Annotated in this window: 16 protein-coding genes; all 16 read right to left on the bottom strand. The window is 61.4% G+C overall.

The window, feature by feature from the left end; translation table 11 throughout:
* Positions 1-37: 37 nt before the first annotated feature.
* Positions 38-1,090 (bottom strand): pseudaminic acid synthase, encoded by a 1,053-nt coding sequence (gene pseI, locus CAF76_RS08485; protein WP_085648529.1) that lies wholly within the window; start codon positions 1,088-1,090, stop codon positions 38-40.
* Positions 1,087-2,589: a UDP-2,4-diacetamido-2,4,6-trideoxy-beta-L-altropyranose hydrolase gene (pseG, locus tag CAF76_RS08480; RefSeq protein WP_085648530.1), complete on the bottom strand. Its 1,503-nt coding sequence runs from the start codon at positions 2,587-2,589 to the stop codon at positions 1,087-1,089. The genes pseI and pseG overlap by 4 nt, the downstream gene beginning before the upstream one ends.
* Positions 2,586-3,281 carry a pseudaminic acid cytidylyltransferase gene (pseF, locus tag CAF76_RS08475; protein ID WP_085648531.1) on the bottom strand — a complete coding sequence of 232 codons (696 nt, stop codon included), beginning with the start codon at positions 3,279-3,281 and terminating at the stop codon, positions 2,586-2,588. The genes pseG and pseF overlap by 4 nt, the downstream gene beginning before the upstream one ends.
* On the bottom strand, positions 3,278-3,898 hold the full coding sequence (locus tag CAF76_RS08470) for a pseudaminic acid biosynthesis-associated methylase (RefSeq protein WP_085648532.1): 621 nt from the start codon (positions 3,896-3,898) through the stop codon (positions 3,278-3,280). Before CAF76_RS08470 ends, pseF begins: the two co-directional genes overlap by 4 nt.
* Before the next feature lie 31 nt (positions 3,899-3,929).
* On the bottom strand, positions 3,930-5,087 hold the full coding sequence (gene pseC / locus CAF76_RS08465; RefSeq protein WP_085648533.1) for a UDP-4-amino-4,6-dideoxy-N-acetyl-beta-L-altrosamine transaminase: 1,158 nt from the start codon (positions 5,085-5,087) through the stop codon (positions 3,930-3,932).
* Positions 5,084-6,085 carry a UDP-N-acetylglucosamine 4,6-dehydratase (inverting) gene (gene pseB / locus CAF76_RS08460; RefSeq protein ID WP_085648534.1) on the bottom strand — a complete coding sequence of 334 codons (1,002 nt, stop codon included), beginning with the start codon at positions 6,083-6,085 and terminating at the stop codon, positions 5,084-5,086. The genes pseC and pseB overlap by 4 nt, the downstream gene beginning before the upstream one ends.
* Positions 6,086-6,117: 32 nt before the next feature.
* Positions 6,118-9,042, bottom strand: coding sequence for a TIGR00180 family glycosyltransferase (locus CAF76_RS08455; RefSeq protein WP_085648535.1), 2,925 nt, complete (start codon positions 9,040-9,042; stop codon positions 6,118-6,120).
* Between the two features lie 51 nt (positions 9,043-9,093).
* Positions 9,094-9,822 (bottom strand): cephalosporin hydroxylase family protein, encoded by a 729-nt coding sequence (locus tag CAF76_RS08450; protein WP_085648536.1) that lies wholly within the window; start codon positions 9,820-9,822, stop codon positions 9,094-9,096.
* A gap of 30 nt (positions 9,823-9,852) precedes the next feature.
* A complete protein-coding gene (locus CAF76_RS08445) occupies positions 9,853-10,518 on the bottom strand; it encodes an acetyltransferase (protein WP_064594314.1) in 666 nt (221 codons plus the stop codon).
* Entirely contained in the window at positions 10,515-11,636 is a 1,122-nt protein-coding gene (locus tag CAF76_RS08440) for a DegT/DnrJ/EryC1/StrS aminotransferase family protein (RefSeq protein WP_064594311.1), read from the bottom strand. Before CAF76_RS08440 ends, CAF76_RS08445 begins: the two co-directional genes overlap by 4 nt.
* Positions 11,633-12,859, bottom strand: a complete 1,227-nt coding sequence (locus CAF76_RS08435; protein WP_085648537.1) for a class I SAM-dependent methyltransferase — start codon at positions 12,857-12,859, stop codon at positions 11,633-11,635. The genes CAF76_RS08440 and CAF76_RS08435 overlap by 4 nt, the downstream gene beginning before the upstream one ends.
* Positions 12,856-13,416, bottom strand: coding sequence for a dTDP-4-dehydrorhamnose 3,5-epimerase family protein (locus CAF76_RS08430; protein ID WP_085648538.1), 561 nt, complete (start codon positions 13,414-13,416; stop codon positions 12,856-12,858). The genes CAF76_RS08435 and CAF76_RS08430 overlap by 4 nt, the downstream gene beginning before the upstream one ends.
* Entirely contained in the window at positions 13,413-14,495 is a 1,083-nt protein-coding gene (gene rfbG, locus CAF76_RS08425) for a CDP-glucose 4,6-dehydratase (protein ID WP_085648539.1), read from the bottom strand. Before rfbG ends, CAF76_RS08430 begins: the two co-directional genes overlap by 4 nt.
* Complete coding sequence (gene rfbF, locus CAF76_RS08420) at positions 14,477-15,250, bottom strand: glucose-1-phosphate cytidylyltransferase (RefSeq protein ID WP_085648540.1); 774 nt, start codon at positions 15,248-15,250, stop codon at positions 14,477-14,479. The genes rfbG and rfbF overlap by 19 nt, the downstream gene beginning before the upstream one ends.
* A gap of 286 nt (positions 15,251-15,536) precedes the next feature.
* The gene (locus tag CAF76_RS08415) at positions 15,537-19,208 is read right to left on the bottom strand and encodes a calcium-binding protein (protein WP_085648541.1); all 3,672 of its coding nucleotides are present in this window, start codon (positions 19,206-19,208) and stop codon (positions 15,537-15,539) included.
* A gap of 229 nt (positions 19,209-19,437) precedes the next feature.
* Entirely contained in the window at positions 19,438-23,034 is a 3,597-nt protein-coding gene (locus CAF76_RS08410) for a glycosyltransferase (RefSeq protein ID WP_085648542.1), read from the bottom strand.
* Positions 23,035-23,079 lie beyond the last annotated feature (45 nt).

The raw sequence follows: 23,079 nt of genomic DNA, 5'->3' as shown, positions 1-23,079 counted from the left end.
AGGTCACGCTATTTTGCCGAATCGATGACAGATCGGGTCATTCGACCAATGACCAGTTCAGCGGCGTACCGCGTTTGATCGGCTGGCGCGCACGGCGCCCGAGGACGGCATCGGTGTGCTTGGGCGGCAGACCGAGACCGGGACGAATGGCACGTACATTGGCCGCCGTGAAGGGTTCACCGGCCGCCATATCGGCCGTGACGTACAGCGACCGACGGTAAACCAGCGACTTTTGCTCAGCCTCGGTCACGCCGTAATGCACCTGGCCCATGGCCTGCCATGCGCGCTCGGTCTCGACCACCAGGCTGGCCAGTTCCGCCGGTTCCAGCGAGAAACTGGCGTCCACCCCACCGGCAGAACGGTCGAGGGTGAAGTGTTTTTCCACCACCGTCGCGCCCAGCGCCACCGCCGCCACCGACACGCCGACGCCCATCGAGTGGTCTGACAGACCGACCTCACAACCGAACAGCTCACGCAGATGCGGAATCGTGCGCACGTTGCTGTTGATCGGGGTCGCCGGGTAGGTGCTGGTGCACTTGAGCAGCACCAGATCCTTGCATCCCGCCTCACGGGCGGCGCGCACGGTTTCGTCGAGTTCGGCGAGGCTGGCCATGCCGGTGGAAATGATCAACGGTTTGCCAGTCGCTGCGACACGGCGGATCAACGGCAGATCGGTGTTCTCGAAACTGGCGATCTTGTAGGCCGGCACATCGAGGCTTTCGAGAAAGTCCACGGCGCTGTCATCGAACGGTGTCGAAAACGCGAGCACGCCCAGCTCTTTGGCCCGGGCGAAGATCGGCGCATGCCATTCCCAGGGCGTGTGGGCCTTTTCATACAAGTCATAGAGCGAGGTGCCGGCCCACAGGCTGTTCGGATCCTTGATGAAGAATTCGCCTTCGGCCAGATCCAGGGTCATGGTTTCGGCGGTGTAGGTTTGCAGCTTCAAGGCATGAGCACCGGCCTTTGCCGCCGCTTCGACAATCTGCAAGGCGACGTCCAGCGACTGGTTATGGTTGCCGCTCATTTCAGCGATGATGAACGGCGGCGCATCGGCACCGATCCGGCGGTTGCCGATCTTGAAACTGCTCATTGACGGGATTCCTTCAAAACCTTGGTGAACGCGCAGGCACTCTGGGTGAACCCGGCGTCACGAAAAACATTCATCGAGGGCCTATTGGCCGGCAATACCTGGGCGGTAATGGCGGTCATCTGCGGCCAGTGCGCAGCCACAAAGGCTTCACCCTGCGCCAGCAGCGCCCTGCCCCAGCCGAGGCCGAAACGCCCCTCGAAAAGATACAGCGAAACCTCTGCCTCAAAGCCGCGCAAATCGTAGCGCAGGACACCGACCGGGCCGTCATCCGCCTCGGCCACCAGCAGCAACCGCTGAGGATTGCGCAGGCTCGCGCCCAGCCAGTTCAGATGTTGCGTCCAATCAATCGCAGCGCTGTCCAGCGACCATCGGCGCACGGCCTCGGCATTACGTCCATCGAACAGCAACTGCGCGTTATCCGGCGTCGCCGGACGCAACTTGAGCACCGCGCCGGCCAGTGCCGCCGCCACTCGCAGCGCACCACGCCCGTCGACCAGTTGCCGCGAACGCTCGGCCAGACTCTGGCGCAAATAAAAGTTGCCCACGACAAAGCCGATGGCCTCGCGCAGTTGCTCGACGCTGACCTGCTCCCGCGCGCCCATGAACACATGCGCGCCGGCCGCCGCCATCACCTCGCCGTTGGCCTGTTGGTTGTTCGACACCGCAATGCAGATCGTCGGCAGGCCCAGGGCCGCGCGTTCCCAACTGGTGCCGCCGCCGGCACCGATAAACAGGTCGGCCTCGGTCATGCGCCGATGAAAATCACTGACGAAACTGTGCAGCCGCCAGTGCGGCCGCGTTTCGGCCAGCGCCTGCATCTCTGCCCAGGCCGGGTTGTCGGCACCGGCGACGAAATCCACTTCCAGCTCGGAAAAATCGGCCAGCGCCAGCATTGCGTGATGAGTCTGGCGTGCCGCATCAAAGCCGCCGAAATTCACCAGCACCCGGCGCGCCACTGGTTTGATCTCGATGGCCGGGCCACTGAACTCTTCGCGCAGCATGGCGAAGCGCGGTCCGAGCAGTGTTCGGCAACCGGCCGACAGCAGCGGCTGATAATTTTCGCTGAGCCCGGAGAGGTTCTGATTGAGCAACAGGTCCACGCTGTAGCGACGGGTCGCCAGATCATCGACGGCGGCGATCCGTGGTGCGAAGCGACGAGCTGCGGTCTGCCAGTGATGGTCGAGGCCGTAATGGTCGGCAATGACCCATTCAAACTCAGGCTGCCCTTCCAGCTGCGTCGCCAGTGCATCGATATCCGCCTGCCACGGCAGCATCGATTCGATGGTCTGCTCCGGGTCTTCACCGGCATAGCGATCCGGCAACGCGAAGGTCTCGAAGCCTTCGCTCTGCAACGCATCAAGCCGATGCCCCGGCAAACGACGACAGGCGAACGCGACATGACTGCCTTGCGTGCGCAGTACTCGCGCCAGTGTCAGGCACCGGGCGATGTGGCCGCTGCCGATGGTCGGCGAGGCGTCGGCGCGGATCAGCACTCTCATTGCAGTTCTCCGCCGGCCTTTAGCGCCGCGTAAAGATACTCGGCGCGCTTCCAGTCTTCGGCGGTATCGATGTCCTGCACCAGATGGCGTGGCAGGATCACCGGCAGACTGGCCGGCGAATACAACACCTCGCCACCCAGCCACGCCTCGCGGCGACCCCAATAGAACTGGCCGGCATCCTGAAAGGCAGCCGGCAGATCCTGCGAACGGGTATTACGAAACTCGGGGTACAACGCCGTCAGTGCGCCCTGCCCGTCCAGGGTCAGGGCGCGCTGCACCGGAAAGCCGAAATCGGTGACTGAAAAAGCAAAGGACTTGTCCGGATGCTGCGCCAGCAACTCCAGGCCCTGACGCAGAAACCGCGCCTGCAACAGCGGCGCCGTAGCGTACACACAGCAGGCGTATTCGAAGGCCGGCAGTTGCTGCAAGGCATGCACGATCACTGCCGCAGTGCCGGTGAAATCATCGGCCAGCTCCGCCGGACGCATGAACGGCACGTGAGCACCGTTGGCCCGCGCCACGTCGGCGATCTCTGCGTCGTCGGTGCTGACCACCACCTGCTCGAACAACCCTGAGTCGAGGGCCGTGCGAATCGAACGGACAATCATCGGCACACCGTCGAACGGCTTGAGGTTCTTGCGCGGGATGCGTTTGCTGCCCCCGCGGGCCGGGATGATTGCGACGTTGTTCAAGGACGTTTTTCCAAAAGGAACCAGGTGATGTCGTCCACCGGAAATTGCGGATCGCGGTGATAACCGAAGCCGTAGTCCAGCAGTTGCAGATCAGGATAACGATCAAGCATTTCCCCGGCGAAATCACGCTTGAACAGCTTGCCGCTGTTGCCGCGATAGGATACTTCCACCGGCGAGGGATTGTAGTACTCGGCGATCAGGATGTAGCGCGAACTCAACGCATACAACTGCGCATACGCCGTCGCCAGTAGTTCCGGCGCCAGATGGATCAGCACGCCTTTGCTCAGGGTCAGGTCGTATTGGCGTTCACGGGGAAAGTCGAACAGCGAACCGTGCCAGATGTTCGCAATCTCCAGCGCACGCGCCTGGGCACAGGCACTGGCATTGATTTCGACCCCGAACAGCTCACAGCGGGGCAACAGCTGACGCAGCGCCTGCAAGTTGTTGCCGGCGTTGGTGCCCAGCTCCAGCAGGCTGTCGATCCGCCCGGCCCGGGTCAGCGCCTTGGCGAATAACGCCAGATTGGCCGCCACCAGTGGCTGGCCGACGTTGCGCTCAACGTACTGATTGCCGAATTCGCCCTGCCAGAATTGTTCCTGCTCGCTCAGATCACGCATTACCGTTTTCCATCCACCGCCACGGCGGCAATCATTCAGTCAACCGACGCAATTGTTCGACCACGTAGTCCTGCTGCTGATCGCTCAGCAACGGAAACAGCGGCAGGCTGATCGCTTCGGCGTAATAACGCTCGGCTTCGGGAAAGTCGCCCTCGGCAAAACCCAGATCACGATAGTACGGCTGCAGATGCAGCGGAATGTAGTGCAGGTTCACGCCGATGCCGGCGGCGCGCAAGCCTTCGAACACCTGACGGTGGCTGAGGCTGATGCGCTCGGTCTGCAAACGCACCACATAAAGATGCCAGGCCGATTTGGCCTCCGGCTGGAGGCTCGGCACAGTCACCGGCAAGTACGCCAGCAAGCTGTCGTAACGCGCGGCCAGCTCCCGGCGACGGGCGATGAACTCGTCCAGTTTGCCCAACTGCGACAGGCCCAGCGCGGCTTGCAGATCGGTAATCCGGTAATTGAAACCCAGCTCGACCTGCTGGTAATACCACGGGCCGTGGCTGGGTTCGGTCATCTGTTGCTGATCGCGAGTCATGCCGTGGCTGCGCAAGCGTTGCAACCGCTCGGCCAGTTCCGGGCGATTGGTCAGCACCATGCCGCCTTCGCCGCTGGTGATGATCTTCACCGGGTGGAAGCTGAACACGGTCATCGCGGCAAATTCACCGCAGCCCACCGGACGCCCGGCGTAACGGGCGCCGACCGCGTGGGAGGCATCTTCAATGACGGTGAAGTTGTAGCGCACGGCCAGTTCGGCAATCCGCCGCATGTCGCAGCTCTGCCCGGAGAACGCGACCGCCACCAGCACTTTGGGCAAGTTGCCGTCGCGCTCGGCGACATCGAGTTTGCTCGCCAGAACTTCAGCATCGAGGTTCCAGGTCAGCGGGTCGATGTCGACGAAGTCAACGTCGGCACCGCAATAACGGCCGCAGTTGGCCGACGCGAGAAAGGTGTTCGGCGTGGTCCACAAGCGGTCGCCCGCGCCGAGGCCCGCCGCCAGACAGGCAATGTGCAGCGCCGCCGTGGCGTTGCACACCGCCACGGCGAAATCGGCCTGGCAACGCTCGGCCATCGCCTGCTCGAAGCGTTCGATGGTCGGCCCCTGGGTCAACCAGTCGGACTGCAACACCTCGACGACCGCGTCGATGTCCGCCTGGTCGAGGCTTTGCCGACCGTACGGAATCATACCGACAGCTTCGCGTGCAGCTCGGCGATCTGCCCCACCGAAAGGAAGTGCGAGTTGGTGTCGGAGCGGTACTCGAAGTCTTCGCCGACCGGCACCCCACGCTCACCGAGTTTGTCCTCGGCGAAATCCACGTCGACGCTGGTGAAACGGATCGACGGCTGGATGGTGTAGTGATCGGCGAACTCCAGGGTCATCCGCGCATCGTCCAGCGGCACCATCAACTCGTGCAGCTTCTCGCCCGGACGAATGCCGACGTTCTTGTGCGGCAGGTGTTCGGCCATTCCCCGCGCGAGATCGACCACGCGAATCGACGGGATCTTCGGCACGAACACTTCACCGCCGTGCATCCGCGCAAAGCTGTCGAGCACGAACTGCACGCCGTGATCGAGGGTGATCCAGAAGCGGGTCATACGCTCATCGGTGATCGGCAGCTCTGTCGCGCCATCGGCGATCAGCTTGCTGAAAAACGGCACCACTGACCCGCGCGAACCGGCGACGTTGCCGTAGCGCACCACGGCAAAACGCGTTTGTTGCTCACCGGCAATGTTATTGGCCGCGACGAACAACTTGTCCGACAGCAACTTGGTGGCGCCGTACAGGTTGATCGGGCTCGCGGCCTTGTCGGTGGACAGCGCGACGACTTTCTTCACACCGTTGTCGATGGCGGCGGCGATGATGTTTTCCGCGCCGTTGACGTTGGTGCGGATGCATTCGGTTGGGTTGTATTCCGCCGCCGGCACTTGCTTCAACGCCGCGGCATGCACCACGTAATCAATGCCACGCATGGCCTGGCGCAGACGATCGGCGTCGCGCACGTCACCGAGGAAGTAACGCATGCACGGCGCGTTGAACGTCTGCTGCATTTCGTATTGCTTGAGCTCATCCCGGGAGAACACCACCACGCGCTTGGGCTGGTATTGCTCGAGCAGGCGCGCGATGAACTTGCGCCCGAACGAGCCGGTGCCACCGGAGATGAAAATCGATTTACCGTTGAACATGTCTTGAGTCCTGTTTCCTGTACCCCGAGGCATCAGCCCAGCCACTGCGCCCAATTCACCGCAGCACGTTCGTTCAGACCAAAACCTTTGCCGCTGAGGATCAGGTTCGGGTTACCGGCCGAATCCTGAGCGAAGACGGAGGACCATTTTTCAGCCAGTGCTTCCAGAGCCTGCGGCGCTTGCGACAGTTGCCCGTCATGCAGCACCTGCACCAGCGGCGTCCACACGGTGAGGTAACCGGCCTGACCGGCCTTGAGGCACAGGTCGACGTCACTGAAACCTTCGTCGAAGCTTTTGGCGTCCAGCCCGCCCAGGGCGTCGAACAACTCTTTGCTCACCATCAGGCACACGCCCGACACGGCCGAGTAGTTCTGATCAACCTGCAGACGATGCATGTAACCTTCGGCGTCGTGCTTCTCGCCGATGAAGGCCGAACCAACGGTGCCATCCGCGCCGAGAATCAGACCGGCCTGGGAGACTTTCCCGTCGCGGTCGACCAGCTTCGGCCCGACGACGCCCACTTCAGGACGCTGGGCATGGTTGAGCAGCGACTCGATCCAGTTCGGGTTGACGACTTCGCTGTCAGCGGCCATCAGCACCAGGTACTCGCCTTGCGCCTGCTGGCTGGCGGCGTTGCACAACGCCGCGTCGCTCAGCGGTTGATCGGCATGCAGAACGCGGACTTTGGCGTGGCTCAGGGTGCCCAGCCAGTCGTTGACGGCGGCTGACTGACCAGCCCGTGCCGCCAGCAACACTTCATAGCGGGTGTAGCGGGTTCTCAGCAACACGCCTTCCAGGCAACGTTGCAAGGCCGGCAGATCATCGCTGACCGGCAGGATGATCGACACCAGCGGCTGCTCGGTGTGGCGATAATCGATCTGGTAAGTGCCGGGCGTCGACGAGGTGATCTTGGCCTTGTAGCCACGATTGCCCAGGTGACGCAGCAGCGCCTGACGTTCATCGGTGTTCTCTGCCAGCTCCGAAGAGCGGGTAATCAGCAGTGGTTCGTCGAGGTGCGCGAGGCCGCCCAGACCACGCTGCTCGATGATGCGCAGCAACAGGTCGAATTCCAGCGCCTTGCTGAAGTCGGCCTGATAACCACCCGCCTCGATCAGCACTTCACGGCGGATCAGCCAGTGCCGCGCCATGAGGGCTGGCAGACTTTGCAGCAGATCGAGGTTGAAGCCCGGACGGAACACGTCCACTAGGGCACCGTCGGCGCTGCGCTGGATTTCATCGGTGGCCACCGCACGGCAACCGTCGGCCGACTGCAGTTCCAGACCGGCACGCAGCAGACCGCTGGCGGTGAACTCGTCGCCCGCTTCGGCCAGCAGCAGCCAGTCGCACGGCGATTGATTGACGCTCAGGTTCAGCTTGTCGACAAAGTTGCCCTGGGTCACCCGTACAAAGTGCAAGGTATTCTGCGCCGTGGTCGCGGCCGGTGGTTCACCGGTGGTGAACACCACAACCTTGAATGCCTTGCTGTGTCCTTCCAGCAGACTGTCCAGGGTGACCTGCAGCTTGTCGATGTCGTTGTCCAGATCCAGCAGGAAGATGCCGAACTGCGGACTGCCGCCATTGGCCGCCAGTTGACGGGCAATGGCCTGGGCCTGCCCGGCATCCGGCTGACGCTCATCGAGCCACTTGAGCAAACGCCCGGTCAGCATTTTGCCGAATACCGCCTGATTGCCTTCGAGCGACACCGCTTCGAGTCGAGCGACCCACGCACGCAGTTTTTCGGCGTCTTCGTCCTCGCCCAGCAATTGCAGTTGCGCCACCAGACGGTTGATCACCGTGCGGTTGAATACGTTGGCGTCGTGGGCTTGCCACAAGCGGTCCACCACGCTTTCCGGTGTGTCGTTGTTGCGGGCCTGCATCAGGTTTTCCTGGCGGGCCCAGATGCCTTCCAGGCCTTGCAACTGGATGCGGCCGGCCGGCATGGCGTGCAGCAGAAACTCGAACTGGGTCAACTGATCGAAGAACGCCTGATTGTAGAACGGCATTTCGACGTACTGTTTCGGCCCGAAGCGGCGCTGCGGGCCGGCTTCGATGTCGGTCCAGGTCGACTCCAGAATCAATTCGGCGGTCAATGCCCGACCGGTGCGCAGGCTGTCGGCCAGGGCTTCGAAACTTTGCAGGACAAACTGTTTTCCCTGTTGCGGATCCTGATGCTCGACCTGGGTCGGCAACCCGGCCAGGAACGTGGCAAACGCCTCTCGCTCGGACACCGATTTGGCGTCGGTGTAAGCCAGTGAGTGAAAGATCTCGGTGTTGTGATCGGAATGCTGATAGTTGATTTCACGCACAACATAGGGGATCGGCAGGATACGTGCCTTGCCGCGTGCCAGCATGTAGTACGTGTGACCGACTTCCTGCCACTGGAAGATCGTGTCTTGCGGCATCGCGTCATACCAGTCGCGCAGAATCTCGGTGCGCTGCACCGCATAAAACGGCGGCAGGTACTGGGACATGTATTCCAGCAGGCGATCCTGGGCACGATCGGCCGAGTAGTCCTCGCAGACTTTCTTGTCACGACGGTAGTAGCTGACGCCATTGGCCAGCGTCAGGTACATCATGCTGTAGCCGTGGCACAAGCTGTAGTCGGGGTTGGCATCCATGAAATCAACGGCCTGGTGCAAGGCATCGTGCACCAGGAAGTCATCGTCGGCGGCGAACACCATGTAGGGGGTCTGCAACTGCTGCACGCCGTAGGCCAGCTTGGCGCGGATGCCCCAATAGCCGAACTGCGGCAGATGCTGATATTCCACGTTGGCAAATTGCCCGGCCACGCCCGGCAATGCCTCGGCGGACGAGTCCAGCACCAGGATCCTGCACGGCAGGGCGCTGTAGAAACGCACGGCCCTGCGCAGAAACGCCGGGCGTTCGTGAGATATCAGCACAACGGTCAACTGTTCGTTGAGTGCCAAATCGTGTCCAGAACTGTTCTTGCCTTGCATAAATTCCCCACAAGCGGCGAGTCGCCGAAAACTCAACGTTGTTTTTGTCGATTAACGAACGCGACGCAGATAGCCATCCGGCGCGACAGTGATCAGCAACTTGCTGTGAATGGCCTGATCGATTTCGAAATCGCTGTTCTCTTCCAGGTAGGCCCACACAGCGGTTTTCGGGTTGTCACCCTTGCCCCACGGACGATCCGGGAAGGCGTCTTCGGGCATGTCTTCGACCACGGTGTCCATCACCACGCAATAGCTGTCCACCGACACCAGTGGTGCGTACAGGCGCAGCTCTTCGAGGACGTGTTCGTGGGTATGGTTGGAGTCCAGCACCACCAGCACTTTCTTGCCCTGCACGCGATCACGTACCTGGTCGACGATGGCGGTATCGATGCTCGAACCCTGGATCATGCTGATCCGCTTGAACATCGGGTGCGCTTCAATGGCTTCGCGGTTGTGCTGGCGGATGTCGATGTCGACGCCCAGCACTTCGCCGTGACCGATCAGTTCGAGGATCGAGGCGTAGAACACCAGCGAACCGCCGTGGGCGATCCCGGTTTCAACGATCACGTCCGGACGCAGGTTCCAGATGATTTCCTGCATGGCGACCATGTCCTGCGGGAACTGAATGATCGGCCGGCCCATCCAGCTGAAGTTGTAGGTGTACTTGTGTTTTGCGGTGGTGCCGACCCAGCCCAGCGATTCGGTTTGCAGTGCCTTGTCCTGTTGCAGGCCTTCGATGTTGGCTTTTACTTCTTCGCGAAACTGCTCATGTGGATTCATTGCGACTCTCCAAAAATTCGGGAAAACGGCTTACCTGAACACCCTGGCGTCAGGGTATGGCACGGTGTTGGTCTTGATGATCCTGGCGGGATTGCCCACCACGACCGAAAAATCCGGAACGTCTTTTGTCACCACGGCACCGGCGCCGATGGTCACCCAGCGACCGATGCGCAGGCGCGGCAGGATCGTGGCGTTGGTACCGATAAACGTGCCGTCGCCGATTTCCACACAGCCGGCGATGCACACGCCCGGCGCCATGAACACCGAGTGACCGATTCGCCCCTCATGTCCCACGACGCTGCCGGCGCTGATGCTGGTGTTGTCGCCGAGTTCGACTTCGGCCTGCATCAACACGCCTTCCTGCAGATAACTGCCCTGCCCCATGCGGATCATGCTCAGATCGATGCCGGGATGAATGAACTGACCAAGCTTCGCCCCTGCATCTACCAACTGACACGTGGTTTCGTAGCGTAACCGGGTACTGCCGGTGATCAGATTGACGAAGCGCACGTCCGGCCCATTGAGCTCGGCGACCCGCTCCGAACCACCCACCACCGGCACCCCGTAAAACATCGTGTGGTGCTTGCGCGGATCGTTGTCCAGAAACGCGAATTCGACATTCGGCGTACTGCGTTTGACCGCGTGCAGCATGCGTACCGCTTCCGGGTTGGCGGCCCCCAGCAGATACATCTTCACGGCGCGGGCCTGCTTGCCAGCAAGTCCAGCACCACTTGCACGACGCGCTGCTGATCGGCGTCGGTCATGTCGTGATAGCTCGGCAGGTTGAAGGCGCGCTCCGGCAGGGCGAATGACACCGGCGTGTCAACGTTGTGCCCGCTGAACATCGGCAGCGTCGACAGCGGCCAGAAGAACACCCGGGCATCGATGTCGGCGGCCTGGAACGCTGCGATCAACTGGTCGCGATGGATACCGGTGTCGGCATCGAACACCACGGTCGGCATCCAGTAACCGTTGCGCCCGTGAGCCGGCTCGGGATTGAGCGACACACCCGGCACGCCTTCCAGCGCCTGCGCATAGTTGGCAAAGATCGCCCGCTTGCGCGCGATCAACTCTTCGATCCGCTCGACCTGTGCGCAACCGACGGCCGCCTGCAGGTTGCTCATCTTGTATTTGAAACCGACGAACTCGGGCCAGAACTGCTTGGTGCAGCCGGCCACCCGACCGTGGTTGGACAGGGTCAGCACGCGCTCGTACAAGGCCTTGTCCGAGGTGACGAACATCCCGCCCTCGCCAGTCGTCATGGTCTTGGTGCCATGGAACGAAAAAGCCCCGAAAGCACCGAGCGAGCCCGCCGCCCTGCCGCGCCACTGCGAACCGATGGCTTCGGCTGCATCCTCGATCACGGGAATGCCGAATTCCTTGCCGATGGCCAGCAAGGCATCCATGTCGCACAGATTGCCGTACAGATGCACCGCCAGGATGGCTTTGGTGCGCGGGCCGATCGCGTTTCTGACCTGCTGCGGGTCGAGGCACCAGCTGTCGGCCAGCACATCGACGAACACCGGCGTGGCGCCCAGATAAGTGATGGGCGCCGCCGAGGCGATCCAGTTGGTGTTGCCAAGGATCACTTCATCGCCTTCGCCGATGCCCAGCGCCGCCATGCCCATGTGTAGGGCTCCGGTGCAACTGGAGGTGGCGATGGCGTAGGTCGCGCCCAGGTGCTCGGCAAAACCGTGCTCGAAGCGGGTCAGGTATTCGTAGCAACGTGCGCCCCAGCCGTTCTGCACGGCGTCAAGGGTGTAGCGGGCTTCGAGTTCGCCGACGCTGGGTTTGGTGTAATGAATTCTGCTCATCGAATGCTCAACTCCGGAACGGCGACGACAAAGCGTGCGCCCCACGTTTTGGCCGAGGCCAGTTGCTGCGTGACTTCACTCAACAGGTTCCACGGCAGCACCAGGATGTAGTCGGGCTTTTCCAGCTCGATGCGTTCGGGCGCGACAATCGGAATGCGGCTGCCCGGCAGGAACTTGCCCTGCTTGTGCGGGTTGGCATCGGCGACCCAGGCCAGCAGATCCGTCCTCACGCCGGCGAAGTTGAGCAAGGTATTTCCTTTTGCTGCCGCGCCATAGCCGACCACACGTTTGCCGTCGGCCTTGGCCTGCAACAGGAAACGCAGCAGGTCATGCTTGATCCGTTCGGCGGCCGGCGCCAGCGTCGCGTAGTACCCGGTGGTTTTCACCCCGGCCTCGAGCTCGGCCTGCAACTGCTGTTGCACGGCCAGCTGCACGGCGCGGCGTTCGCCGTCCTTGCGCTGGACGAACACCCGCAGCGATCCGCCATGGGTGGTCAGCCGGCTGACGTCGAACACTTCCAGACCATTGCACTCGCACAGTGTCTGCACGGCGGTCAACGACAGGTACGAATAGTGTTCGTGATACAGCGTGTCGAACTGCGCGCCGGCCATCAGCGTCAGCAGTTGCGGGAATTCAAAGGTAGCGACGCCGGTCGGTTTGAGCAGCGTGGCGAATCCACCGAGGAAATCATTGATGTCCGGCACGTGAGCAAGCACGTTGTTGGCGGCCATCAGGTCGGCGGCCCAGCCTTCGCTTTTCAGCTGGGCGGCGGTGTCGCGACCGAAGAACAGTTCACGAATCTCCAGGCCTTTTTCCCGTGCCGCCTGCGCGGTGCTGCGGGTTGGCTCGACGCCCAGACAATGGATGCCTCGACCGGCCACGTATTGCAGCAGGTAGCCGTCGTTGGCCGCGACTTCCACCACGCGGCTGTCGGCGGTCAGGCCGAAACGCTCGACCATCTCCGCCACATAACGCTCGGCGTGGGCCAGCCAGGTGCTGGAGAACGAACTGAAGTAGGCATAATCGGCGTCGAACAGGCTGTCGGCCGAGGTGTAATCCTCGGTCTGGACCAGCCAGCATTGCTCGCACACGGCGACCTTCAGCGGCACCCATTGTTCGGCCCGCTCCAGCCGATCGGCAGGCACGTAGGCGTTGGACGGTGGCGAGGTGCCGAGGTCGATCAGCGGCAGGCTCAGCGGTGCGGCGCACCCACGGCAGTTCATAGACGCACTCCAGCAAAGTGTTGATCGAGCGCGGGATGGCTGGAATCCCGCGCTGACAAATTATTGACAGGCAACGGCCAGACGATCGCCAGCCGTGGATCGTTCACCGACAGACCGCCCTCGTGCTCCGGCGCGTAATCGGTGCTGTGCAGATAAAGCAGTTCGGCGTCTTCGGTAAGGGTCTGGAAACCGTGGGCGAAACCGGCCGGAATCAGCAGGCTGCGACCGTCGCCGGCCTTCAGGTGCTCGGCGTGCCAGTGCAGGAAGGTTTCCGAGTCCGGGCGCAGGTCCACCGCCACGTCCCACACTTCACCGCGCAGGCAGGTGATCAGTTTGGCTTCCGGCGCATTGGCGTTCTGGTAATGCAGACCGCGCACGCTGCCCTTCTCGCGGGTGCAGGAATGGTTGATCTGGCGGATGTGGAATTCGCTGCCGAACGCTTTCAGGCTGCCTTCGCAGAACAGCCGGGCGAAGTGCCCGCGCTGATCTTCGAAGCGTCTGTGCTGGACGCTGAACAACCCGGCCAGCGGCAACGGTTTCAAGGAAAACTCGCTCACAGCGCGCCCCGGTACAGGTTCAGTTGGCCGAGGGTCACGGTGCGCATGTCGTCGCCGTTCTGCCACGCCAGGTGCCAGTCGAGGGTCTGGGTCAGGCATTGCTGCAACGACCAGCGCGGTTGCCAGCCCAGCACCTGACGGGCGCGACTGCTGTCCAGACGCAACAGGCCGGCTTCGTGCAGGTCACTCTTTTCGAGGCGCAGGCCACGGGCCTGAGGCCAGCGGTTGGAGAGCAGTTCGACCACTTCGCCGACGCTGCACATGTCCGCTTCGCCCGGACCGAAGTTCCACGCCCCAGCGTATTCCGGGCCATCTTCATAGAGGCCGGCAGCCAGTTGCAGATAACCGGCCAGCGGCTCCAGCGCGTGCTGCCACGGGCGCACGGCTTGCGGATAACGCAGGGTCACCGGCTCGTCGGCCGACCAGGCTTTCAGGACATCGGGAATCAGCCGTTCTGGGGCGAAATCACCGCCGCCCAACACATTGCCGGCGCGCGCAGTGGCCAGGGCCAGACCGTGCTCGGCGTACTTGTCGGCCGGGAAAAACGATGCCGCGTAAGACTGCGCCAGCAACTCGCAGCAGGCCTTGCTGCTGCTGTAAGGATCGTGGCCACCGAGGGCTTCGTCCTCGCGGTACGGCCACAGCCATTCCTTGTTGGCGTAGACCTTGTCGGTGGTCACCAGCACGCAGGCCCGCACGCAACCAACCTGACGAATCGCTTCGAGCAGGTTGAGGGTGCCCATGACGTTGCTGGAATAAGTGCCGAGCGGATCGCGATAACCTTCGCGCACCAGCGGCTGGGCCGCCAGGTGCAGGACGATTTCCGGCTCGGTGTCGGCGATGATCTCGAGCAAGGCGCCGAGGTCACGCAGGTCGCCGCGCTGATCGTTGATGCCTTCGCTCACGCGCGCCAGTTCGAACAGGCTCGGCTCGGTCGACGGATCGAGGGAAAAACCGCTGACCTGCGCGCCGAGGCTTTGCAGCCACAGGGTCAGCCAGCTGCCCTTGAAACCGGTGTGGCCGGTGACCAGAACCCGCTTGCCGCGCCAGAACTCAGGACTCAGGCCCATTGCTTCCATGGGGCCTCCCCGCTCTGCCACAGCGCTTCGAGGTGGTTTTTGTCACGCAGGGTGTCCATTGGCTGCCAGAAGCCTTCGTGCTGGTACGCCATCAACTCGCCGCGCTCGGCCAGACCGTCGAGCGGGCCGGACTCCCACGAGGTTTCGTCGCCTTCGATCAGCGGCAAAACCTTGGGCGAGAGCACAAAGAAACCACCGTTGATCCAGCCACCGTCACCGCGCGGTTTTTCCGTGAAACCGAGAACCCGGTCGCCGTCACGATCCAGCGCGCCATAGCGACCCGGCGGTTGTACGGCGGTGACTGTCGCCAACTTGCCGTGAGTCAGGTGGAAATCCACCAGCGAGCTGATATTCAGGTCGGAGACGCCGTCGCCATAGGTGAAGCAGAAGGCTTGTTCGTTTTCCAGATAGCGTGCGGCGCGGCGCAGACGGCCACCGGTCATGGTTTCCTCGCCGGTGTCGATCAGCGTCACGCGCCACGGTTCGCTGTAGTTCTGGTGAACGTCCATGCGATTTTCACGCATGTCGAACGTCACGTCGGAGGTGTGCAGGAAGTAGTTGGCGAAGAAGTCTTTGATCGCGTAGCCCTTGTAGCCAAGGCAAATCACGAAGTCATGAATCCCGTGGGCGGAATACTGTTTCATGATGTGCCAGAGAATTGGCTTGCCACCGATCTCGATCATCGGTTTCGGCTTGAGGTGCGACTCTTCACTGATGCGCGTGCCCAGGCCACCCGCCAAAATAACTGCCTTCATGGTCTCCCCTCTCGTTCGTCACAGGGCTGCGCGCTGCTTTTTGCGCATTGCGGCCTTCTGGCTAAACCTTTCTGCCGGTACGGGCGCAGGGGCAATGACCGCGAGCGCTCGTTTTATGGCGATTTGAGGGGGACTTGCAGGAAACGCGCCAGCTAGCTCGACTGCCAAATGCCTGCGTCGCAAGTAGCGACGAACGCTCAAAATTAAAAAAGGAAGGCCGATCCACCAGGATCGGCCTTCCTTCATTTCGGCTCAAAATACCTTCGATGTACGCAAGGCAAATGAATCAGCCAAACATGGCAAACCCATCACCATTGAGCGGCAGAACATCACCGTTGGCTGCCTTGAAGTGTTCAATGGTGTTGCCACCGGCGAACCAGTCCAGCAGCTTGACACCTTGCTCGGTCGGGTCGGACGGCGGGAAGTAGCCATCGTTGAGGTACAGGTCGTCGCCAACCCGCGCCAGTTGCAACGTACTGGCCGAACGGATGTTATTCAGGATCAAGGTGTCATTGGTGCTGAGCCCGTCATCCCGAATTGTCACCAACATGCCGGTGTTGACGAAATAGGTGTCATCCCCCTCTCCACCATTGGCGAAGCCGGTAGCCTTCATCTGCCCGTAGGCAGTACCCAGGGCGCCAAAGGTCAACGCATCGTTGCCCGCACCACCGAGCAGGACAAAGTTCGCTCCCGTACCGAGCAGATCGTCGTTGCCCTCTCCGCCATCCGCAGTGCCACTGACGACATAAATCGTGTCATGGCCGGCCTCACCATAAGCGATGGTGCCACGGTCGTCCGGAGCACTGACGATCATGTCGTTGCCATTGCCGCCGTACAACATGTCGGCTTGCGGGCCAGCGGCAGCCACGTCGACCGCGAATGGCCCGAGCTGGGTATAGAAGCTGCCGTAGATGACGTCATTGCCATCGCCGCCATAAATGGTGTCATTGCCGAGACCGCCTTCAAGCCCGTTGGCCAGCGCATTGCCGGTCAGAGTGTCGTTGAAGTGGGTGCCGATAATGCTCTCGACGTTGATCAGCACATCGCCCTGCGCATCGCCGCCCTGATTGACGCCGGTTTGCAAATTGATGCTCACCGCTGCGGCACTGTTGAGGTACCAGACGGTGTCGATCCCTTCACGACCGTCAATCACATCGGCGCCACCGCCACCGACGAAGTTGTCGTTGATCGCAGTGCCGGACAAGGTGTCGGCAAAATTGCTGCCCTGGAAGATCTCTATCCCGGTAAAGGTATCGCCAGCGGCATCACCGGCGTTGACGTTGGTTTTCAGGTCGATGGTGACGCCACTGGCGGACGACTCGTAGCTGACCAGATCGAAGCCCGTACCGCCATCGAGCGCCAGTGCGGCAGCACTGCCAACAAAGACGTCGTTGAAGTTTGAACCACGCATCGCTTCGATGCTGTTGTAGGTATCACCCAGCGCGATCCCGGTATTGATCCCGGTTGTCAGGTTGACGCTGACACCCACGGTGCTGTCAAGGTACGACACGGTGTCCATCCCGGCGCCACCAATGAACTGGTCGGCACCACCACCGCCATACAACACGTCATTGCCGTTGCCGCCAGTGATGATGTTGTCGCTGGCATTGCCCCAGCCGGTAAACGAACCGGTGCCGGTGTAGGTCAGGCGCTCGACGTTGGCCGCAAGCACATGGTCCTTGTAGCTGACCCGCACTTCATCGTTACCGCCGCCAGCCTGCTCGATGACGGTGACGCCGCCACCGTTGACGTAGTAGATATCGTCCCCTGCACCGCCGTCGTAAGTGGCAAAAAGGTAGGCGTCGGTGGTGAAGGTATCGTTGAAGGCCGAACCGATGACTTTCTCGACGTTGGTCAGGGTCACGCCCTGCGAATCGCCACCGACACCAGGCAAGCTGACGCCCGGACGGATGTCGATGTTCACGCCGGCAGCCGACGTCGAGTAATCGACGGTATCGAAACCTTCACCGCCATCGACGCCCGAGATCCGGCTGTCGACAACGAAGGTATCGTTGTATTTGGAGCCGGCGATGACTTCGATACTGTTGAACGTATCGCCTGCACCGATCCCCGAAATAACGCCGGTTTTCAGATTGATGTTCATGGCGACCGTGCTGTCCAGATACGACACGGTGTCGCGACCCGCACCACCGAAGAACTGGTCGGCACCACCACCGCCATACAACACGTCATTGCCGTTGCCGCCAGTGATGATGTTGTCGCTGGCATTGCCCCACCCGGTAAACGAACCGGTGCCGGTATAGGTCAGACGCTCGACGTTGGCCGCCAGCGTGTGGTCCTTGTAGCTGACCCGCACTTCATCATTGCCGCCACCTGCCTGCTCGATGACGGTAACGCCGCCACCGTTGACGTAGTAGATGTCGTCACCGGCACCACCGTCGTAAGTGGCGAAGAGGTAGGCGTCGGTCGTGAAGGTATCGTTGAAGGCAGAACCGATGACTTTCTCGACGTTGGTCAGGGTCACACCCTGCGAATCGCCACCGACACCTGGCAAACCAGTGCCTGGACGGATGTCTACGTTCACGCCGGCAGCCGACGTCGAATAATCAACAGTATCGAAACCTTCACCGCCATCGACGCCCGAGATCCGGCTGTCGACCACGAAGGTATCGTTGTATTTGGAGCCGGCGATGACTTCGATACCGTTGTAGGTATCGCCCGCGCCGATCCCCGAGTTGACCCCGGTTTTCAGGTTGATGTTCACCGCCACCGTGCTGTCCAGGTACGACACGGTGTCGCGACCTGCACCACCGAAGAACTGGTCGGCACCACCACCGCCATAGAACAGGTCGTTGCCGTTACCGCCAGTGATGATGTTGTCGCTGGCATTGCCCCAGCCGGTAAACGAACCGGTGCCGGTATAGGTCAGACGCTCGACGTTGGCCGCCAGGGTGTGCTCTTTGTAGGTGACGCGTACCTCATCGTTGCCACCGCCCGCCTGCTCGATGACGGTCACGCCACCGCCGTTGACGTAGTAGATGTCATCGCCGGCACCACCGTCGTAAGTGGCGAAGAGGTAGGCGTCGGTCGTGAAGGTATCGTTGAAGGCCGAACCGATGACTTTCTCGACGTTGGTCAGGGTCACGCCCTGCGAATCACCGCCAACGCCCGCCAGCCCGGTGCCCGGACGGATGTCGACGTTGACGCCGGCAGCCGACGTCGAGTAATCGACGGTATCGAAACCTTCACCGCCATCGACGCCGGTGATTCGGCTATCGACCACGAACGTGTCGTTGAATTTGGAACCGGCGATCGCTTCGATGCTGTTGAACGTATCACCTGCTCCGATCCCCGAAATAACGCCCGTTTTCAGATTGATGTTCATGGCGACCGTGCTGTCGAGGTACGACACAGTGTCGCGACCTGCACCGCCGAAGAACTGGTCGGCACCGCCGCCGCCATAGAACAGGTCGTTGCCATTGCCGCCGGTGATGATGTTGTCGCTGGCATTGCCCCAGCCGGTAAACGAACCCGTGCCGGTATAGGTCAGGCGCTCGACGTTGGCTGCTAGCATGTGGTCCTTGTAGCTGACCCGCACTTCATCATTGCCGCCACCCGCCTGTTCGATAACAGTGACGCCACCGCCGTTGACGTAGTAGATGTCGTCACCGGCACCGCCGTCGTAAGTGGCAAAAAGGTAGGCGTCGGTAGTGAAGGTATCGTTGAACGCCGAACCGATGACTTTTTCGATACCCGTCAGGGTATCGCCCTGCGCATCACCACCGACCCCCGCCAAACCGGTACCCGGTCGAATATCGACGTTGACCCCCGCAGCGGAAGCCGAGTAATCGACCGTATCGAAACCCTCACCACCATTCAACTTGTCTGCACCGGCCCCTCCGATCAGGATGTCATTTCCTGCCAGACCGTTGATCTCGTCATCACCACTGGTACCCGTCAGCGTATCCGCGCCGTTTGTCCCGTTGATTACCGCCATTACATCTTCCTTGCCTTGTTTGTGAACCGGTACCGGCCAGCGTGGCGATCACTCGTCATCGCGGCATGATTTTCTTGAACTGCAATGTGTTGATATCGACAGGAAACTCCCTGCGCTTGAGTCCGTTGCAAAGAAATGTATCGCCAATGAAACAAAGACGAACAGGCAGGTAAAAAAAAACAGGCGATTGCAATAGTCGCCTGTTTTTTTTGGAGCGCGGATGAACCGATCAATCCGCCAGCCAGCCGTTTTCCCAGTACCGTAGGTTATCCCCACGCAGCACGTAATCGCGCAGCACGACTTCACGCAATTCGTCACCCATGCGATAGCTCGCATCCGGATCGGCCAGGTGCATGCGGATCGCTTGCAGCCACTCATCCGTGGTGTTGGTCTTGATCCGGGTGCATGGCAGGTAACCGCGATAGGCCTCGGTGTCGGTGCAGATCACCGGGTATCCGCAGGCACCGTACTCCAGCAGACGCAGGTTGCTCTTGCAGTCGTTGAAAATGTGGAACTCCAGCGGTGCCAGGGCCAGGTCGAGGTTGAGGCTCGCCAGTTTCGCCGGGTACACGTCCAGGCCGATCACGCCGTGGAATTCATGCATGTACGGACGCAGATCATCCGGACACATGCCGAAGAACACCCAGTCGACTTCATTGGCCAGTTCACGAACAACGTCGGCAATCACGGCCAGGTCGCCGTGGTGGCTGGTGCCGCCACCCCAGCCGACCCGTGGTTTTTTCGAGGTGCGGCGCTGGCTGCGCAAGTCGCACCACATGTGTCGGGACAGCATGTTCGGAACGACCCGGATGTCGTTATGCATGCTCGACAGCGCATTGCCCAGCGGCGCCGTGGACACCACGACCCGGTCACACATGGCAATTGCCCGGCGGACGAGTTTTTCCATTTCGTCCTTGTTCGGCATGTTGCGGATGTGCGCATTGCGGTGCGGCACATCGATGACGTAGTCATCGAGCTCATAGATCCGCCGCGCACTGGAGTACTTTTGCAGACTCGGGATTTCGTTGATCGGCGCTTCGGCATAGCGCCCCTGCAAAATGATCACGTCCGGCGACTGACGCTCGACTTCAATGATGGTCGGCAGGTTGTAGTGAATGCGCCCCAGCGCGCGACCTGCTGCTTCCAGCTCGATCAGAGGCTGCGTCACGCGGTAGTGGCCGATGGCGGAGGCGTTGACCGGCAGCGCAAGGATCTTCGGCAGTTGTGGCTGGGAGAACGGAGTCCAGCCAGTACGCAAGCCTGGATCGAGACTGAAGCTCGACCCGCCAAGGCCGTTCAGCGACAGATTCTTGTTGTAGGCCGGGTCCCGCGCAACGATGGGCAACCAGCGCTTGTAGAACGTTTCCTGCTCCTTGCCGAGCTGCGCCTCTTCACCCTCTTTTGGCGTAACGGCCGGCTGCGCACCCAATGCCAGCTGCGCATAAGGCGTCCAGACCACCAGATAACCCTGCTGACCGACACGCAGGCACAAGTCCACTTCGTTCAGCGACTGCGCCAGATCCTGTTCGTCGAGGCCACCGACGGCCTCGAAAACCGACTTGCGCACCAGCAGGCAATCGCTGCCGACGGCGCTCAGGTCATGCGCCGCCAGCAGACGATACATGTAACCCGTCGCCTGCAGCGATTCACCGAAAAACGGTACGCCGGCCGGCCCTTGCAGACCCAGAATCAGCCCGGAATGCACGATCCGGCCATCCGGGTTGAATAGTTTCGCGCCCACTACACCGACTTCCGGCCTTTGCGCATGATTGAGCATTTCCGCCAGCCATTCGCCGTTGGTGATCACGGCGTACGGGTTGAGCAGCAGGACGTAATCGCCACGGGCCTCACTCACGGAGAGATTGCGCACTGACGCCAGGTTGTCCTGCTGCGGGCAGTCCAGCACGCGAATCCGCTCGCTGCCCAATTGCGCCATGCCATCGAACCAGGCCCGGGCTTCGGCGCTCTCGCTGCCGTTGTCCACCAGCAGCAGTTCGTACTCGGCGTATGCGGTTTTCTCCAGCAGGCTCTCGACGCAGCGCTGCACCGCCGCCGTCTGATCCTTGCTGACGATGATGATCGACACCAGCGGCCGGCGGGCGTGGTGATAGTCGACCCGGTTCAACAGGTTCGATGCACCTCGACGGATGTCATGAGCGATGCCCAGCCGATCCAGGTGTGCGCCGACCAGTTGCGCATTGCTGTCTGCCATTTCCGGTCCCGACAGCCACTTGGCCAGGTCAAATGCCGACTCCAGCAACACCTCGGCGATATGACCGACCACTGGCGTGCCGCCCTCCTCGACCATGCGCCACAGCACATCGTGGGGTGCCAGTTCGCCAAACGACGAATCGAAACCACCCAGGGCCAGGAAACGTTCACGCTCGAACGCCAGCGCCCTGCCGACGTAGGGGTAGCTGCGCATCAGATCGAGGTTGAAGTCCGGCTTGAATACCGGCTCGGTCGATTCCCCCTGGGACAGACCACCCTCATCGCTGTACAGACACGTCAAGGTACACGACAACGCAATGCGCTCGGCCATCACCAGCAGCGCCGGCACCACCAACCGATCGCCGGCACGCAGCAGGTAGAACCAGTCGGCGCCATCGAGTTGCGGCAGCAGATCATTGATTTGTTGCTGCCAGTCATCCTGCAGCGGCATGCGCACCACGCGCTCGTCCAGCTGCACCTCGGTACAGGCCGCAGACAATACGATGGTCAGCTCGGACAAATACTCCTGGGCGGCCAGCGATTGCAACGTAAGATCCAGCGCCGAGCGACTGCCCTGCTCGTCAATGATCAGTGCAACGATTTTCGGTATACGCGGCCACGCGGCCAGTGTATCCGGCAGCAATTCACGCTGGCCTTCGGTCAGGCGGCGGCATTCGAGCCACTGCGCGTACAGCTCGGCGAAACTGACGCTGGAGATGCCCACGTGCCAATCCTGGGTCGTCTGCTTGGTACCCAGTGTCCGGCTCAGCGGCAGCTCTTCCCAGACACGCGGCGACTCGTCTGCCTTGGTCATCGGCACGTAGCGCACCCAGCCCGGTGCAGGCGCCGACTCGCCGCTGCGCGCCTTGAGCATCTGCGTCAGCCATTGACGCTCGGCCTCGATCGCATCGCGCATGGCCTGCTGACCGCTCAATCGTTCAGGGTACAGTCGCTCGACACTCAATACATGGTTCGAGACCACCATGTTGCCCCGGCGCAGCAGACAGACATACAGGGCGAAGTCCAGACTGGCGACAAAGCAGTGCCCCGGCTGGGTCAACGCCGGCAGCAACTCCACTACATCGGCGCGGCGAAACAGGGCATTGCTGAAACCGCCCAGAATGTTGACCGGAAAGTTCTCGAAGATCGCCAGCAGGTCTTCACCCTTGAACAGCCCGCAGGTCGGAGACAGCGGCGTGTTTTGCAGGCGTGACGGCAGCGGCCGATCGTCTGCGTCCCAGAACAGGCGCTGAGCCAGGACCAGATTGACATCCTGCTGATCGATGAGTACCTGCGCCTGACGCTCGACACAGATGCTGAACAACTGGTCGTCATCGCACAGGAATTTTATGAACTCGCCCTGAGCCTGTTCGAGACAGACGTGCAGGTTGCCCACCAGCCCCAGCGTCCGGGAATTGCGTACATAACGCACCGCCACGCCGCTGCTATCGCTCACCGAGTCGACGATGGTTTTGATCTCGTGACCACGACTGTCATCACAGACAATGATTTCGAGATTGCCATAGCCCTGACTCACGGCACTTTGCAATGCCCGTTCGAAAAAACGCGGATTGAAGGCTGGAATAACGAGGCTGACGAGGGGAAGTGAATTCACGGCGGGCTCACAGGCGGTGCGAACCCGCCCAGAAAAGCGAGCTCT

This window comes from Pseudomonas sp. B40(2017), assembly GCF_002112855.1.
Classification (GTDB): Bacteria; Pseudomonadota; Gammaproteobacteria; order Pseudomonadales; family Pseudomonadaceae; genus Aquipseudomonas; species Aquipseudomonas pharyngis.
This window is presented reverse-complemented; position numbering and strand designations above follow the sequence as displayed.

Excerpts from the sequence above, each read along its gene's own strand:
- CAF76_RS08440 (WP_064594311.1), bottom strand. The coding sequence starts at position 11,636 with ATGAGCAGAATTCATTACACCAAACCCAGCGTCGGCGAACTCGAAGCC.
- rfbG (WP_085648539.1), bottom strand. The coding sequence starts at position 14,495 with ATGGAAGCAATGGGCCTGAGTCCTGAGTTCTGGCGCGGCAAGCGGGTT.
- pseI (WP_085648529.1), bottom strand. The coding sequence starts at position 1,090 with ATGAGCAGTTTCAAGATCGGCAACCGCCGGATCGGTGCCGATGCGCCG.
- pseG (WP_085648530.1), bottom strand. The coding sequence starts at position 2,589 with ATGAGAGTGCTGATCCGCGCCGACGCCTCGCCGACCATCGGCAGCGGC.
- CAF76_RS08450 (WP_085648536.1), bottom strand. The coding sequence starts at position 9,822 with ATGAATCCACATGAGCAGTTTCGCGAAGAAGTAAAAGCCAACATCGAA.
- CAF76_RS08455 (WP_085648535.1), bottom strand. The coding sequence starts at position 9,042 with ATGCAAGGCAAGAACAGTTCTGGACACGATTTGGCACTCAACGAACAG.
- rfbF (WP_085648540.1), bottom strand. The coding sequence starts at position 15,250 with ATGAAGGCAGTTATTTTGGCGGGTGGCCTGGGCACGCGCATCAGTGAA.
- CAF76_RS08470 (WP_085648532.1), bottom strand. The coding sequence starts at position 3,898 with ATGCGTGATCTGAGCGAGCAGGAACAATTCTGGCAGGGCGAATTCGGC.
- pseB (WP_085648534.1), bottom strand. The coding sequence starts at position 6,085 with ATGTTCAACGGTAAATCGATTTTCATCTCCGGTGGCACCGGCTCGTTC.
- CAF76_RS08415 (WP_085648541.1), bottom strand. The coding sequence starts at position 19,208 with ATGGCGGTAATCAACGGGACAAACGGCGCGGATACGCTGACGGGTACC.
- CAF76_RS08435 (WP_085648537.1), bottom strand. The coding sequence starts at position 12,859 with ATGAACTGCCGTGGGTGCGCCGCACCGCTGAGCCTGCCGCTGATCGAC.
- pseC (WP_085648533.1), bottom strand. The coding sequence starts at position 5,087 with ATGATTCCGTACGGTCGGCAAAGCCTCGACCAGGCGGACATCGACGCG.